This is a genomic window from Bacillus sp. OTU530, from assembly GCF_038440375.1.
In genome coordinates this window covers 134724-151090 of record NZ_JASATP010000009.1, presented here as the reverse complement: position 1 = coordinate 151090, position 16367 = coordinate 134724, and the positions used below count along the sequence as shown (strand labels likewise).

Sequence of the window (16367 nt, the reverse complement as noted above, 5' to 3'; positions counted from 1 at the left end):
TCGCTCACAGAATAGGGGTATGTATTCCTAACTCTAGGTGTATATACATGTCCATATACTGTGGTGATTTAGGTTTTTTTATACCCTTTGAAAGAAGGATGTGGTGTTTTACAGTGGTGCGACAAATGAATAAACAACTTGTTACACAGGATTGTTACTGGTTAGGCAGGCAAAACCTGAATTGATGTTCCTTGCTCGGGGGATTTTATTATCCGTAGCAATGGAATCAATTCAGGTTTTTCTTTTTTGTAACAGAAATACCCGCATTTTTTCTTTCTTTAATAGCAGTCATTTTAAAAGGAAATTCTAATCACAAAAGGAGTGTAGAACATGAGCTACAATGGTTTAGCAAAAGATATTGTTAGACTTGTTGGCGGCGAGCAAAATGTATCCAGTCTTGTGCATTGCGCCACTCGCCTGCGTTTTAAACTAAAGGATCGCGCAAAGGCAGATAAGGCAACACTTGAAAATTTAAATGGAGTTCTCAGCGTTGTTGAGAGTGGCGGACAATTTCAGGTTGTTGTTGGAAGTCACGTTGCCGATGTATACAAGGAAATTACAAAAATCGCAAACGTAGGTGCGGCAGCTGCTTCATCAGATGAACCAAAGGGAAGCATTGGGGCCCGCATTTTCGAAGTCATTTCACGCAGTTTCTCACCACTATTAGGTGCACTTGCTGGAGCAGGTATGCTGAAAGCGTTGTTAACGATTTTAACAATGGCAGGACTATTATCAGCCAAAAGCGGAACGTATTTTATTCTATCCGCCGCTGGAAACGCGGTTTTCTATTTCTTACCGATCTTTTTAGGGATTACACTTGCAACGAAGCTCGGTGCAAACCCGTATGTTGGCGGTACAATTGGGGCAGCGCTGCTCGAACCGAATTTCACCGGTTTGCTAGCTGCAGCTAAAAGTACAGATTTTATCGGCATTCCCGTTATATTGATGGATTATTCATCTTCTGTGTTTCCAGTCTTTATAGCCGTATCTATCTATGCTGTTTTAGAAAAGTTCCTTAAGAAAATAATTCATAAAGATTTACAAATGTTCTTGGTTCCGATGCTATCAATAGCAATTATCGTACCGCTTACTGTGATAGCTTTTGGACCATTTGGGGTCAATGTCGGGAATGCGATCGGCGCAGCGATTGACTTCTTGAGCACAAAGAGTGGTATTTTGACAGGGGCTGTTGTGGGTGCAGGATGGACATTCTTGACACTGTTTGGTCTTCATTGGGGACTCGTACCGATTCTTTTAGATCAGCTTGCACATGGAGGCAGCCCGCTCTTTGCAATGCTTGCAGCTGCTCCACTTGCACAAGCAGGCTTAGCACTTGGTGTTTTCTTACGAGCAAAGGATAAAAACGTAAAAACACTTGGAGCATCAACTTTAGTTCCAGCTTTATTATCCGGTGTAACAGAACCAATTCTTTACGGTTTAATGATGCGTTATAAAAGAACCATTCCGTATGTTATCATCACTGCTGCTGTTGGTGGCGCAATTAACGGTATGTTTGGAACAAAAGCAGTGGTGTATGCATTCCCAAGCGCTTTGTCTATCCCAGCCTTCGCACCGATGGGAATACACATCATCGCGATTGGAATTGCTTTTGCAGGTGCAGCATTAATGGCAGTATTACTTGGATTTGAAGACAAAAAGCAAAAGGAAGTAGTATCTGATAACAAAGTAGAAGCAGGACAGCCGCTTGTGAAAAAAGAAGCGATTGTGAGCCCATTGACTGGAGCAATCAAAGCATTAAACGAAGTAGATGATCAAGTATTTGCATCAGAAGCGATGGGAAAAGGGATTGCAATTGAACCGACAGTAGGTAAAGTGTTTGCACCGGCAGATGGCGTTGTGTCTATCCTATTCCCGACAGGACATGCAATCGGGATTACATCTGAAGAAGGTGCAGAGATTTTAATTCATGTTGGGATAGATACAGTTCAACTAGAAGGAAAATATTTCTCACCAAAGGTTCAACAAGGAGATCGTGTGAAGAAAGGCGATTTATTAGTTGAGTTTGACATTGAGAAGATTAAAGAAGCTGGCTATCAGATCACAACACCAGTGATTATTACAAATACGAGCCAGTATCACGAGATAGTAGAAACAAATCAACAAAGGATTGAAGCAAAAGAAGGTTTGCTGACACTTGTCATTTAAGTTCATCATGGAGCGGGGCTTATTAAGAATCCCTTCCTTTCACTTATTTTGATATGGCATAGCCGTGTGGGCTGAAATCATTACCTTTTTTACATGGATAATCTCTTTTATTTGATTGATTATAAGGAGGAACAAGAAAATGGCTGAATTGAACAAACAATTTCCGGAAGGTTTTTTATGGGGAGGGGCTACGGCTGCTAACCAGCTAGAAGGTGCATATCTTGAAGGTGGTAAAGGATTAAATACACCTGATGTTTTACCAGGTGGGAAAGTAAGACTACAAGTATTGAAAGATCCTGGTTTTGATTTTGAGTTGAATCTAGAAAAATATACGTATCCAAATCACGAAGCAATTGATTTTTATCACCGTTACAAGGAAGATATTGCACTTTTTGCAGAAATGGGCTTTAAAGCATTTCGTCTGTCAATTTCATGGTCACGCATTTTCCCTAAAGGCGATGAGCTCACTCCAAATGAAGAAGGGTTAGCGTTCTATGACCGCGTATTCGATGAACTGCTTAAATACGGCATTGAACCGGTTGTCACGATTTCTCACTATGAACTACCCATTCACCTTGTAAAGGAATATGGGGGCTGGAGAAGCCGTGAATTGGTTACATTCTTTGAAAGATATGTAACAGCACTCTTCGACCGGTATAAAAATAAAGTAAAATACTGGATGACATTTAATGAAATCAACAGCAGTCTCCATATGCCAATCTTAGGACTGGGGTTTGCGATTCAAAACGAAGAAGACCATTATCAGCCAACTTTCCAAGCATATCATCATCAATTCGTCGCAAGTGCGAGAGCAGTTCAGCTTTGCCATGAGATGATTCCTGGCGCTCAAATCGGATGTATGATTGTGTACCTTCCAACTTATTCTGTTGACTGCAATCCAGAAAACGTACTTTATGCTTTAAAGGAAGAACAGCTATTTAACTATTTCTGCGGCGATGTACAAGTGCGCGGGGAGTATCCAGCCTTCATGAAGAGATACTGGAGAGAGCATGGAATCAAGCTTGAAATTCAAGAAGGCGATCTTGAACTCATGAAAGAAAATACAGTTGATTATATCGCTTTTAGTTATTATATGTCTCGTACAGAGAAGAAGAATAAAACACCTGAAGAGGTGGGTCAAGGGAATATCTTAGGCGGAATTAAAAATTCATTCTTAAAAGCAAGTGAATGGGGATGGGAAATTGATCCGATTGGTCTTCAAATCTCTTTAAACCAATTGTATGATCGCTACCAAAAGCCGTTATTTGTCGTGGAAAATGGTCTTGGAGCCTACGATAAGATAGAGGAGGACGGTTCAATCAATGACGATTACCGAATTGACTATCTTCGCGAACATATCAAAGCAATGGGTGAAGCGATTGAGGATGGAGTAGAACTGATGGGTTATACTTCATGGGGATGTATTGATTTAGTTAGTGCGTCAACTGGTGAGATGAGTAAGCGTTACGGCTTTATCTATGTTGATAAGCATGATGATGGCAGCGGGACATTGGACCGCAAAAAGAAACAATCCTTTTTCTGGTACAAAAATGTAATTGCGACGAATGGGGAAGAACTGTAAATTATACCATTTCAAAAAAGAGATAAGAATACCTACCTTCTTATCTCTTTTTTTATTATCTTAATTTTAAGTTTCTTGGTTCTAATGAGATTGATAAAAAGTGTAGTCTACATAAGCTGGAGGGGAAAGTATGAGGAAGATTGCTGTGTTAACAAGTGGTGGGGATGCACCGGGAATGAATCCTGCTATTCGTGCCGTTGTTCGAAGAGGTATCTTTAAAGGACTGGACGTATATGGAGTACTAAATGGATACGAGGGTTTGATGGCGGGGAATTTTATCAAAATGGACCTTGGGAGCGTGGGTGATATTATCCACCGCGGGGGAACCATCCTACGAAGTGCACGTAGTGAGGAATTTAAGACAGTGGAAGGACAGCAAAAAGCGATAGCATGTTTAAATAAATTTGGCATTGATGGATTAGTTGTCATTGGAGGAGATGGATCTTTCCAAGGTGCTGGTAAGCTCACTATGCAAGGCTTCCCGACAATTGGCATTCCGGGAACCATCGACAATGATATTGCCGGAACGGATTATACAATTGGGTTTGATACAGCTGTTAATACAGCGGTGGAGGCAATTGATAAAATTCGCGATACAGCCTCTTCCCATGAACGTACGTATGTGATTGAAGTTATGGGTCGCGATGCAGGTGACATTGCTCTTTGGGCAGGAATGTGTGCAGGTGCAGAATCTATTATTATTCCAGAGCACAACTATGACATAGATGAGGTGATTGAACGTATTCAACAAGGCCGCAGACGTGGAAAAATGCATAGCATTATTATTGTTGCTGAAGGAGTATGTAAAGGAACTGAAATTGGACAAATCATTGAAGAGAAAACGGGATTGGATACTCGGGTAACAGTATTAGGACATCTTCAGCGTGGAGGCGCTCCTACTGCCTATGATCGAATGATGAGCAGCAGAATGGGGGCAACAGCTGTTGATTTATTAGTTGAAGGTGAAAAAGGAGTTATGGTCGGCTGGAAAAATAGTGAGTTAATTCATGCTCCCTTTGAGGAAGCAGCAAACGATAAGCATACCATTGACTTATCTATTTATCACTTGGCTAGAAGTTTATCTATATAAAGGATATCTATTTCATCTAAAACACAGTAACAGCAAGGACTGAAACTCCTTGTTGTTACTGTGTTTTTGTATATACCTGTAGAAAGAACGTTATGCATACAATTTTTCAAAAAGGAGACCCTGTTATTATAACGATAACATTTGAATGATTGTTTTCATCACAGCATCTTCTTCATTTGAACGGGTAATAAAATTTGCAGCCTCCTTTAATTCTTGAACTGCATTTCGGACAGCAAAGCTATATGTTGCGCGAGTCATGAGTTCTAAATCATTGTAACCATCTCCGAATGCCATTGTTTCTTCAGGAGTAACATTCAATAAACGCTGCAAATGTTCAACGGTAGTACCCTTATGAACATTTGCATTCGCTATATCGATCCAAGCAGCTTCAGAAGCAACAATATAGGCCGACTCAAAAAACGGAGATAGTTTTTCCCTAGTCTCAAAACAATTAAACGATGGATCATGAATGGTAATCTTAACAAAATCATCTGTTATTTCATTAAAATCAGAAACTTGCCTTACTTGCGCATAGGACCTTCTAACAATAGCTGCTTCTTCATGAGGGATGTTTTCTTTTATTACTGCACCGTTTCTTGTACAAGCAATAATCGTATGTTCTAAGCTTATTTCCTCAAGTAAACGGATAATTTCTAGTCCTAATGTATTACTGAGCAGAGATTCATAAATAAATTCCCCGTTATGCTTGATTCGAGTTGCGCTATCCCCTAAAATCCATAAACCATCTGCATCATCACCAAATAACTCTTCTACGCGTTCACATTGCTTGCCAGTAACAGGAGCAAAAACAACTCCTTTTTCTCTCATTATCTTTTTTACATCCTTGTACAGTTCCCAGTTAAAATCGCCGCTATTATTCAAGAAGGTTCCGTCCATATCAGTTAACACTAATTTAATCATAAGCTTTCTCCTCACACTTCTATTTTTTGAAAAAATTTTAGTGAATGTCCTTTTTTACTTTTTCTTCTTTAATAGCGAAAGTAAAAGTACTTATGAATGAATTGTATCTGCGTTGATTAGGACGGTAAATAAGTCAGGAGCATCTAGTTTTTAATAACACGAAAAGTCAGTTGTTACACAGATGTAACAACATGTGTCTTATGAAGTAGGTATCTTAAGATTGAGTTATAGAGAAGGTTTAACAGTTTAAGTAACTGAGGAGTGGTTTGAAAAGCTATTGTTTTCAAAAATTGTATGTGGTATATTAACACCGTTACTTATTAAAGGTCTTTAATAAGTTTATTTTTTAGGTGGTGAATCTAGTGGATGAATTATTAGCTACTCCTAAATCCATGAAGAAGGTGATTCTTCGTGGTATTCGTACAACTCTTTTAAAACTTGGAAGCGCAACAAAAGTTGAACTCAGCCATACATTAGGAATTAGTTTCCCGACAATAAGTAAGTTCCTAACGCAGATGGAGAAGGATGGGGAAATTCTTTCAGTCGGTTTAGATGATTCTAGCGGCGGGAGAAGGGCCAAAAGATATACATACAATCCTGAGCATATGCTAGGTCTGGCAATATTTTTAGAGAGAACCGAGACGAATTTTACAATTTTCAACTGTCTGGGAGAAGTAAAAGAACAAGGAAAAGTGCCGAGTGTATTGATAGATGATGGTTTACATGTATTAACTACGTGCATTGAAAACATAATGACTACATATCCGAAGATCAATTCTATGGCAATTGGCGTTCCTGGTGCGGTCGATAATGGCCGGATTTTCTATATACCAGGATACGAGCAGTTTCAAAATTTTGATTTAAAAGGATACTATGAGGAACATTTTTCGATACCTGTCGTGGTAGAGAATGATATGAATGCTGCTGTTCTCGGATATCACAATAATAAGGGACTTAAGGATAAGCAATCCCTTATCTATTTGTATTCTGGTCAAAATGGCCCAGGAGCAGGGATTATGATAAATGGAGATGTGGTGCGAGGAAGTACTTTTTTCTCAGGAGAGATTTCATTCGTCCCTCAGTATAATGACCGCAATTTTCGGCAAGCTTTGGAAACCGGAAATGGCCCTAAAAAAATAACGATTCATGAGGATTATGAGATTGATGCAATTAGCAGGTTAGTCGCCTCGCTTGTAGCTATCATTAACCCTCATACTATTATTTTTTGTAATGATGAAGTTGAAAAAGCAATATTAGACAAAATTGCCCTAGGCAGCTCAAACTATGTCCCGTCAGAACATCTTCCAGTGCTTACAATGAGTGATTGGAAACAAGACTATTTATATGGATTACAAAGTCTTGGACTTGATCTCATGATGAATGGAATAAGCAGGTAAAACAAATCGGAAAGTACCATTGACCATTAAATAGTTAAAGGAGAGATTTACATATGACAACATTCCTTTTGGTCATTATTTATTTGGCTTTTATCAGCTTAGGTTTGCCTGATTCATTATTGGGGGTAACATGGCCTGTGATGCAATCGGACTATGGGGCCCCACTTGAGACTGCTGGATTGCTTTTTATGACGATTGCCGGCGGTACAATTATTTCCAGTTTAGCTAGCGGAAAGATACTTAAACGGTTTGGCACTGGCAATGTCACATTTGTCAGTTGTTTAATGACTGCTGGTGCTTTGCTAGGATTTCATTTTGCTCCATCCGTCGTTTGGTTAATTGTATGTGCCATCCCACTTGGATTAGGTGCGGGATCTGTTGATACAGGATTAAACAATTATGTTGCTACCCATTATAAGGCACACCATATGAGTTGGTTACATTGTTTTTGGGGAGTCGGAGCTACTTTTGGTCCTATCATTATGGCTCAGTTTATTTCAGAACAACATTCCTGGAGAAATGGGTATCTTGCAATCTCTGGAATTCAGTTCACGTTAACTGTCATCCTTCTCTTCACCTTGCCCTTATGGAATAGAGTGAAAAAAAGCAGCGATATCAACTTACATGAAGAGCCAGAGGATTCAAAAGGTGTATTTCATCATGAAGATGCTAAACATGTAAAGCCTTTACAAATTAAAGGAGTTAAACTAGCTCTGATCTCCTTCTTGTTTTATTGTGGGGTTGAGTCAACAGTAGGTCTTTGGGGAAGTAGCTTTCTGGTAAATGTCAAGGAGTTACCCGTAGCGGCTGCTGCACAATGGGTTTCCTTATATTACGCAGGAATAACAATTGGTAGATTTATTACAGGCTTTATTACCTTTAAAATGAGTAACCGTACTCTCATCCGAATGGGGCAAATAATAGCATTGACTGGTGCAACATTTCTATTCCTACCATTGCCGTCCACTTTCTCGCTTGTAGGTTTTATTATGATTGGCTTAGGATTAGCACCGATATTTCCGTGTATGTTGCATGAAACACCAGCACGTTTTGGGAAGAAGCATTCCCAAACAATTATGGGCTATCAAATGGCTGTTGCCTATACAGGTAGTACATTCATGCCACCTCTTCTTGGTTTTATTGCATCCCATTCAACAATAGGAATCTTCCCATTTTGTATTGTTGTTTTTGTTGCAGCGATGCTCCTAAGTTCAGAAAAATTAAATACCTTACTGACAAAGAAGGAAGTATTCAAAAGGAAAGATGCAAGCTCAACAGCATTTTAATCATGTAGGGATTCAACAGATAACAAAGGGGCTAACATGAGATAAATCAAATACATTAACGAGGGTGCCCATAACTTTTGGGACACCCTTGTTCTGATTAAACGTGAAATAAATAACTTTTCGATTTTTGCATGCTTCTTAGAATTTTGCAGAGCCAATAAAATTGTAAGATACAGTTGTATACGGTAGCAAGTGAACATTTATGTGAGCATATTGTAATGTTGCAGGTGTTTTTACTTTAACAATCGGGAGAGATGATTGGATGCAAAAATGGAAAACTGTAATGCTTGTTTCATTTTTTCTGTTATCATTCTTGCTTCTTACAGGGTGTTTCAGTAATAATACCTCTGATGGAAAAACTAATTCCAATTCTGAACAACCGAAACCAGCATCTTCACCAAAGCCTAATCCGAACCCAGATGTAAAACCAGCTCCAGCTCCAAATCCACAGCCGCAGCAATATGTAGTGCCAACACCAATCCCATTATCATTTCTTGAACCTAACGCTCTTCCTGATGCAATGATGGAGCAATTTTTACTTAATTTTAATGCATATGCGAATCAAGTTGGGTACGAACTTCATCAAGTGGGGGATATAGACCATCTTGAAGATGGTACTAGATTCAGAGCAGTCTTCTCAAATGGTATGTCATTTACAATTGCATTTCATGCTAAAACAAATGAAATTATGGAAGTCACGATTGGGTTGGATAACGGATCGTCAGCAGCAAAAGATATCGATGAATTTTATCAAACTGTTGGTACCTTTTTAAATTGGTGGCTTGGATTGAGTGGAGGTACAGAGACTTCTGAACTTCTGGAGCATCTCGGCTACGGAGGGAATATATTGACCCAAGATTACGAAGCTTTTGGGAATGGATATAGATACTATGTACACTATGATCCAACTGCAAAGACATTTATGTTTTCGCTCAATAAGCAATATTGAGTGAAAGAAGATTTTATTTAAATATTATATAAGGTGTGAGGAAGCACCTTGCGTCATCCGGACTGACTTTTTTATAGTGAGTTCATTTTTAAACCTAACTTGTCCAAAACTTAAGTTTTTTTTAAAACTATCCTGTCCCGTTCGTATTATAAGGTCAGGATAGTTAAAGGAGACAAAGAAATAAAATTAATGTTCCATCAAGTTGGATACAGGAACACTTTGTTTGTTATTTGGGTTATCAAGGGAATGAATTGTAGCCGTTCCGTTTTGTTCATCCACATGTTCAATGTAGATGCGTTCCCCCTGACAGGTTACATTAGCCATGATTGGTGAAGCAGAGATTTCTTGCGCTCGTTGTGCATTCATTATAGCCACCTCCTTTTGAGTTACAACAGTTATAATTATTTGCTTCAGATTACTTAGATATACTTGTTGAAGGTGTATTTTTAAACAAGGATAACTAAATCATGTTTGTATTACTTTTTACTTTATGGAAGCAATCCAGATTTTCTGAGTTGCTTTTACTTTGAACGAGGAACATCGGAGTGATGGGCCGGCTAAGTATAGGATTGGTAAAGTGCCTTATGCTTAACATTTTAGATGCGAGAGATTAGCGATGTAGTTTTTCCATAGAACAACAGGGCTTGGTTTTCAGGGATTCTGTAATCCTTCAATCAAATTTTGAAGAAGAAAACTTAAAAAATACAAGGAATATAAAATCACAATTTCTTATTTAGTATACAATGGTAGAGGTGAAAATTTTCAAAGGAGGATTATATATGTCTCAAATAACTCAAGCTAGAGTAGTTACGGCTTTAACAGGAGATTATCAAGACTATCAAACCAATGTACTTGGCACATTAGATTATTTAGTAGAAAAATATGAGGATGATTATGACTTTATTAATATTCCATTCCATAATGGAGAGAATCGGTATCTTATCTTAAATGCTGAGTATACAGAGGAAGTTCTGCAGACGAAACAAAAATCATTTGTAAAAGGGGCAGCTTTTAACTTCTTTAAACCATTATTAGGTGAGGGTTTACTAACAAGTGAAGGGGAGAAACATAAACGTGATCGGAGAATCATTCAACCTTCTTTTCATATGAGGAGTTTATCGGGCTATGCTGATACTATGGTGCTGAATGCTTTAAATTTAACAAAGCAGTGGGAGGAGGGAGACCTTCAACAGACAGATGTCTCAAAAGACATGATGAAACTTACATTAAATATTATTACGGAGACAATGTTTGGTACCAATATAGATCAAGGTAAAATTGAAGAAGTGGACGAAGCGTTTACTACCTTCTCAAAAGTAATTAGCAGTGCTTATAGAGGAATAACAGATATGGCGTTGTTTAAACAGCAGGTAGCCAACAGTATTCAAAAACTGCAATCCGCTGTGGCACCTATTATTACGGAGAGAAGGGGATTAGAAACACAAGAAACGGATGATTTACTTGCTGCTCTGTTTCGTGCAAAAGATGAGGAAAGCGGGGCTGGAATGACAGACGAGGAGATTTATGAACACGTTATGACGTTTTTTTTAGCAGGTCATGAAACAACGTCTAACGCTTTGTCATGGACATGGTACTTGCTCTCCCAAAACCCACATGTCGAGGAGAAGTTCCATCAAGAGATAGATACAGTTTTGGGTAATCGTACGCCTATGTTAGAGGATTTTGGTAAATTAACCTATACAAAAGCAATTATTCAGGAGTCTATGCGTGTTTTTCCGCCAGCTTACCAAACTGCTAGACAAGCTTTCGAGGATGTAGAAATAGGCGGCTACAACTTCAAAAAAGGAGATACATTCTTAGCATCTCAGTATGTTTTACATAGAAGCAAGCGTTATTTTGAAGAGCCGCCCATGTTTGATCCTGAAAGGTTTGAAAATGGTACCTTAAAGGGTGTTCCTAAATTTGCCTATTTTCCATTTGGCGGGGGGAGTAGAGTATGTATTGGTAACCATTTTGCAATGTTAGAGGCTGTTCTTGTTTTAGCTACGCTTGGGCAAAAATATAAATTGCAAACCATTAATGAAGTCAAGCCTGAACCAATGATTACACTAAAACCAAAGACTTTAAATATGAAGCTTATAAAACGTATATAGAACGCCGAAGTGTTATTTATAAAGGATATTGATCTATAGAGATGCGGTAGTGAAGAGGGGAATAGCAGCAGGTGCCAAGGTGGTTGCACTAGCAGGGGGTCGTACAGGAGACATAAGTCTTGGTATGAAGAGTGTGATAAAGAGGTTGTTATTGTTCAGAAAGTAATGCATATACTTTGATTCCAGCGAATCTTCTTCATTCCAGCACAGAAGCATAATGGCATTTTCTATATCGTAGAAAGCACCGTACCCTCATTGCAGTTCACGTAAGGATAATCGGATTTTCGCTTCCAAAATATGTATTATTGTAAGTTTTTCGTGTTTTGACGTCGCTACCCTATAGCTATCAACATAAAAAAACAAACTACTCCCAAAACGATAAAAGTGAGAAATTTGCACAAAATTTTCGTTCTGGGGGTATCCTTTATTCTTAGTTTGATGGGCATGGAGTGCTCATCCGTCCGTTGTGCTTCTCTTGCTCCATATGTCTACACGCTGATGTGGTGGCTCTGCCCCCAAACATCCCTGACCAGCACAACACCCAAAAAGCAAGGGAAGTGCAAAACCTTAATAAGTCCCTTACTTTAATATCCCGATTATTCAGATTATAGGAAAAATATTACATTTTAACCTATTTATTTGTAAAATATATATGTATTATTCAATATTATGTCCGCTAATACTTAACGTAAGATTTGGTTCGGTTGCTACACAGACCCCAGCTACGGTATATTGCAAAGTAGCTTAGCTCCCTTACCTTGTATAAAATCAATTTAAAACTTTTTCTAGGCATGTTATAAAAGTGTGGGGATTTATACCATATGGGGTGAGCTAATGGGGAAATATGTACTATCAAAAAAGATCGGGATTGTCTTAGGGATATTAACGATCATTGCTACGTTAGGATATGGCTTTCTGTATTTACTTGGTACATCCTTAGGGAAAGCGCTCAACTCCGAAATCGATACATCAGCAACTGATAGGCTTACTTTAGTCATTCTTATTGGTCTTCTCATAGTCGGCGTAATAACCGGAGCAGGTCCTTTTGGATTAAACCGGAATGTATGGAGAATCGTTTACTTTGGATTCTGTTTGGTACTTGGAATTTGTTTTCTTATTATCTTTTTTATTTCTATAGGAGCATTAGGAAGAACATATGAATTTATGATTTTATGTATTAGTATGATGTATTTTTTGTTGGGCTATTTAGTAAGAAAGGAGAAATGAAAGTTACAAAGGTTGATTGTGGTTTCATCTCGCTCTTGAATGAAAAGGCATCAGATGCGCTTTAGCCTGTGAATAAAGGGTAGAAGAACTAAGTTGCTTTGCGGTATATCGTAGCTCTAGCCCCCTCTATCACTATTAAAGCAGAAAATTCTATGAGTATTCTGAATTATTACATAAAAATATCATGAACATTGCACTGTTCTTCCGTGTTTATTATGGAATCAAGTTGATAGAATCAGGCTGTGAGTCAACTACCCACCACTTAAACGTTAACATGTTTTTCCCACAAGGGGACTTCCATTGGTCGAAAGTGGGGGCTTGTAAAAGCCTAGTTGTCTAGTCTCAGTCTCCGGTATATGGTGAGCCATAGCGAGTGACTACGTTGGGTAAGTCAATACGGCTTTGTGTGATTCCCAAGCACAATCTGTCGTTCAGGCTCTGTAACAGTTCTGAGAGGAGGAACGGTCAACCTGAAGCAAGAAGCTGATCCAACATGGACGAAGGGAAACAAACTCTAAGGAGGGACGAAACTTGCGAGTATTCGTCAGAAACTTACGAGGAGAGCCACTGATGCCTTGTTCGACTCGTAAGGCTAGAATTCTACTAAAAGAACAAAAGGCAATTATTGTAAGATACAACCCTTTTACCATTCAGTTATCGTATCCAACTGGAGAAACAACACAAGAAACAAAATTAGGAATTGATTTAGGTGCAAAGCACATTGGAGCTGCCGTTACATCTGGTGAAAAAGTTCTTGAAAAAAAAGAAATAGAGCTACGTCAAGATGTAAAAAGCAACCTGGAAACAAAGAAAATCTATAGAAGAAGCAGAAGAAATCGTAAAACACGATACAGAAGGTCAAAATTCAAGTACAAAACAAAACGTGTGTATGTAGAAGGGAAAGGAAAAAAGAAAGGAGGATATCGTAAAATATCCATATCCTTTCCTTCATCCCGTTCAAAAGGTTGGCTTCCACCTTCTATTCAGAGCAGAATAGATAACACGTTTCATTGGATAGATACCTTTTATTCATTACTTCCAACATGTAAACTTCATATAGAAGTAGGAAAGTTTGACGTACAAAAGATGATGAATCCAGACATGCAAGGCAAGGAATATCAAGAAGGTGATACCTTTGGGTATTATGATGTACGATATTTTGTCTTTGCAAGAGACAACTACACTTGCCAAGTCTGTAAGAAAAAAGGTGGCATTTTACAAACACACCATATCATCTATAGAAGCCATGATGGAAGCAACGCAGCATCCAACTTAATTACGGTTTGCACAACTTGCCATACCCATGAGAATCATCAGGAAGGTAACATTCTTTGGAAGTGGATGGTTGAGAAGAAGAAAACCAAACGCTACAAAGAAGGACCTTTTATGAACATCCTTCGTAGAAGGATATTTGATCAGTATTCAGATGCTCACATTACATATGGCAGCATCACTACACCAAGAAGAAAAGAACTTCAACTGGAAAAAACACATTATAATGATGCCGTTGCAGCTACAGGGATAACAAACATCAAAGAAAATACGGATCACGTTCTCTACATCAAACAGTTTAGAAAGAAAAAACGCTCTTTACATGAAGCAACTGCACGTAAGGGCAGAAAAGAGAAGAATAGAACAGCTACACGCAATGAAAAGAATACAAAATCAGTTGGTTCCTGGCATTTGAATGACAAAGTTTGTGTGTTTGGACAAGTTGGTTGGATTAGTGGATTTAGTGGACAAAGTTGTTATGTAAAAAACATACAAGGAGATTACATTACGGTTCCAGGCAAATCTTATAAACAGGTGAATTTGAGTCGTTTAGAATTGATTTGTCATAATAATAACTGGCAATTCTCAGTTTTGTAGGCTTGCGCCTATCGGAAATTCATCCCCCACCTACTCGTGAGGGCACTGAAAAAGTCCATTTAACGAAGAAAAGAAGTTAGACAACTACTATATGTAGATTAATATACCCTTTTTATTTCTGTATATTGATAGAAATTTCTTTATTTGCTCAGAGCAAGGACTTTTTCAGCAGCCTCCCTACTCGTTGGGCTATGCCCTTCCCACTCCTTGAGGAGGGGACTTCTTTCCGAAAAATCTGTTAAATTTAGGTCTTGAACCAAGATCACACACACTCGAGGATATGGGAGGACTGATCCTTTTGAAAGGTGTAAAGATGTTAAAAATATGGACGCGTGTTGGACTATTAAGCTTAAGTCTTGTAAGCTTAAGTTTCTTTGGAGACGGATCAAAGCAGACGGAAGCAAAAGAAAAAGTAGAGCAAACAAAAAGTACAAGTCATGCGACTAGTCGAAAGTTCGTGCAACTTGAGAAAAAGTTTGATGCTCGGCTCGGCGTCTATGCTATTGACACTGGCACAAATCGTACGGTAGCCTATCGACCTGATGAACGGTTTGCTTACACATCCACCTTTAAGGCTCTGGCTGCAGCGGTAGTGCTGCAGCAAAACTCGATTGACAAACTGGACGAGGTAATCACCTACACCAAAGATGACCTAGTCACGTATTCGCCAATCACAGAGAAACACGTGGATACCGGGATGACCCTTAGGGAAATCTGCGATGCTGCTATCCGTTACAGCGATAATACCGCAGGGAACCTTTTATTGCAGAAACTGGGCGGCCCTAATGGATTCGAAAAAGCACTGAGGCAAATCGGCGATAATGTCACCGAGGCTGATCGCTTCGAGACTGATTTGAACAGTGCCATCCCAGGAGACATCCGTGATACAAGTACAGCAAGAGCACTTGTCACCAACCTGAAGGCTTTCACGGTCGATGACGTGCTCCCGAATGATAAGCGTACAATCCTTACAGATTGGATGCGGGGGAACACTACTGGAGACGAACTGATCCGTGCGGCCGTACCTAAAGGCTGGGAGGTAGGCGATAAAACCGGAGCAGGAGACTACGGAACGCGAAACGACATTGCCATCGTTTGGCCGCCGAATAGAGACCCCATCATCATCGCGATTCTATCCACCCATGATACTAAGAATGCTACCTATAATAATGAACTTATAGCAAAGGCTGCCAAGATCGCACTCAATGTCTTCAAGTGAATTAGGGGCGAGTATCAAAATAAGGAAAAATACACGTTTAGACATTAGATACTTTTTAGTTTTAGGAAGCAATGTCCAATTGCTTCTTTTTTGTGTGTGCCAGGCATGGCAACTATCTAGGTGGTGAAAGTCCAACTGTGGGGGTACACATCGATCAATCACTAAGGAAGCGCAAGGTACTTATCGTGAGGTAAGGGCTGGAGGAAGCGTGGAATAAAATCTTGGCTCGACGAACAGAAATCTGATACCAAGGCTCTATAAAGGGATGAGACTCCACAACAAGTCAAAGTCCAAAAAGATGTGCGTAACTCTGTAGAGTAAATCAGGCGAGTAAAAGAGGAAAGATAGTTGTCTTACCCTGGGAGATCTTGCGGATAGTAGTACAGTCGGAAAAGGGTAGTCACAAGAAGTTAGCAGAAGCCATAGTAATGAAATACATTCATGAAGGGCCGAACAATTTATAGTGTTTCAACGCCACAAATGCGTAAGTGACGTACTCCGAATGTGTTAATGGTAAAGTATGAGCATAATATCTCAAAGAATAACC

12 protein-coding genes are annotated in these 16367 nt (G+C 39.1%); 10 read left to right on the top strand and 2 right to left on the bottom strand.

Annotated features, from left to right (window positions below; translation table 11 throughout):
• Positions 1–330: 330 nt before the first annotated feature.
• The 3 genes from AAHB12_RS09475 (at position 331) to pfkA (ending at position 4838) form a co-directional block, all read left to right on the top strand.
• Positions 331–2166 (top strand): beta-glucoside-specific PTS transporter subunit IIABC, encoded by a 1836-nt coding sequence (locus AAHB12_RS09475; protein ID WP_342045124.1) that lies wholly within the window; start codon positions 331–333, stop codon positions 2164–2166.
• A gap of 139 nt (positions 2167–2305) precedes the next feature.
• Positions 2306–3748 carry a glycoside hydrolase family 1 protein gene (locus AAHB12_RS09470; RefSeq protein WP_342045123.1) on the top strand — a complete coding sequence of 481 codons (1443 nt, stop codon included), beginning with the start codon at positions 2306–2308 and terminating at the stop codon, positions 3746–3748.
• Between the two features lie 130 nt (positions 3749–3878).
• Positions 3879–4838, top strand: coding sequence for a 6-phosphofructokinase (gene pfkA / locus AAHB12_RS09465; RefSeq protein ID WP_342045122.1), 960 nt, complete (start codon positions 3879–3881; stop codon positions 4836–4838).
• A 126-nt stretch (positions 4839–4964) separates the two neighbouring features.
• On the opposite strand, the gene AAHB12_RS09460 is transcribed toward pfkA, so the two are convergent.
• Positions 4965–5759: an HAD family hydrolase gene (locus AAHB12_RS09460; RefSeq protein ID WP_342045121.1), complete on the bottom strand. Its 795-nt coding sequence runs from the start codon at positions 5757–5759 to the stop codon at positions 4965–4967.
• Between the two features lie 362 nt (positions 5760–6121).
• Between AAHB12_RS09460 and AAHB12_RS09455 the strand changes: the two genes are divergently transcribed.
• From AAHB12_RS09455 to AAHB12_RS09445, 3 genes are all read left to right on the top strand, one after another.
• Positions 6122–7156, top strand: a complete 1035-nt coding sequence (locus AAHB12_RS09455; protein WP_446715532.1) for an ROK family protein — start codon at positions 6122–6124, stop codon at positions 7154–7156.
• A gap of 53 nt (positions 7157–7209) precedes the next feature.
• Positions 7210–8442 carry an MFS transporter gene (locus AAHB12_RS09450; protein ID WP_129728303.1) on the top strand — a complete coding sequence of 411 codons (1233 nt, stop codon included), beginning with the start codon at positions 7210–7212 and terminating at the stop codon, positions 8440–8442.
• 262 nt (positions 8443–8704) lie between these two features.
• Positions 8705–9391, top strand: a complete 687-nt coding sequence (locus AAHB12_RS09445) for a hypothetical protein (RefSeq protein WP_342045120.1) — start codon at positions 8705–8707, stop codon at positions 9389–9391.
• Positions 9392–9577: 186 nt separating this feature from the next.
• Here AAHB12_RS09445 and AAHB12_RS09440 read toward each other — a convergent pair whose 3' ends face one another.
• Positions 9578–9757 (bottom strand): small acid-soluble spore protein H, encoded by a 180-nt coding sequence (locus AAHB12_RS09440; protein WP_129728305.1) that lies wholly within the window; start codon positions 9755–9757, stop codon positions 9578–9580.
• 413 nt (positions 9758–10170) lie between these two features.
• Between AAHB12_RS09440 and AAHB12_RS09435 the strand changes: the two genes are divergently transcribed.
• From AAHB12_RS09435 to bla, 4 genes are all read left to right on the top strand, one after another.
• A complete protein-coding gene (locus tag AAHB12_RS09435) occupies positions 10171–11505 on the top strand; it encodes a cytochrome P450 (RefSeq protein WP_342045119.1) in 1335 nt (444 codons plus the stop codon).
• A gap of 834 nt (positions 11506–12339) precedes the next feature.
• A complete protein-coding gene (locus AAHB12_RS09430; protein WP_342045118.1) occupies positions 12340–12732 on the top strand; it encodes a hypothetical protein in 393 nt (130 codons plus the stop codon).
• 531 nt (positions 12733–13263) lie between these two features.
• Complete coding sequence (gene iscB / locus AAHB12_RS09425) at positions 13264–14601, top strand: RNA-guided endonuclease IscB (protein ID WP_342045117.1); 1338 nt, start codon at positions 13264–13266, stop codon at positions 14599–14601.
• Between the two features lie 313 nt (positions 14602–14914).
• A complete protein-coding gene (gene bla, locus AAHB12_RS09420) occupies positions 14915–15820 on the top strand; it encodes a class A beta-lactamase (RefSeq protein ID WP_446715537.1) in 906 nt (301 codons plus the stop codon).
• The last annotated feature ends 547 nt before the right edge of the window (positions 15821–16367 follow it).

Bases quoted from the DNA above. Each gene is read 5' to 3' on its own strand.
- AAHB12_RS09475 (WP_342045124.1), top strand. From the start codon at position 331: ATGAGCTACAATGGTTTAGCAAAAGATATTGTTAGACTTGTTGGCGGC.
- AAHB12_RS09470 (WP_342045123.1), top strand. From the start codon at position 2,306: ATGGCTGAATTGAACAAACAATTTCCGGAAGGTTTTTTATGGGGAGGG.
- pfkA (WP_342045122.1), top strand. From the start codon at position 3,879: ATGAGGAAGATTGCTGTGTTAACAAGTGGTGGGGATGCACCGGGAATG.
- AAHB12_RS09460 (WP_342045121.1), bottom strand. From the start codon at position 5,759: ATGATTAAATTAGTGTTAACTGATATGGACGGAACCTTCTTGAATAAT.
- AAHB12_RS09450 (WP_129728303.1), top strand. From the start codon at position 7,210: ATGACAACATTCCTTTTGGTCATTATTTATTTGGCTTTTATCAGCTTA.
- AAHB12_RS09445 (WP_342045120.1), top strand. From the start codon at position 8,705: ATGCAAAAATGGAAAACTGTAATGCTTGTTTCATTTTTTCTGTTATCA.
- AAHB12_RS09440 (WP_129728305.1), bottom strand. From the start codon at position 9,757: ATGAATGCACAACGAGCGCAAGAAATCTCTGCTTCACCAATCATGGCT.
- AAHB12_RS09435 (WP_342045119.1), top strand. From the start codon at position 10,171: ATGTCTCAAATAACTCAAGCTAGAGTAGTTACGGCTTTAACAGGAGAT.
- AAHB12_RS09430 (WP_342045118.1), top strand. From the start codon at position 12,340: ATGGGGAAATATGTACTATCAAAAAAGATCGGGATTGTCTTAGGGATA.
- bla (WP_446715537.1), top strand. From the start codon at position 14,915: ATGTTAAAAATATGGACGCGTGTTGGACTATTAAGCTTAAGTCTTGTA.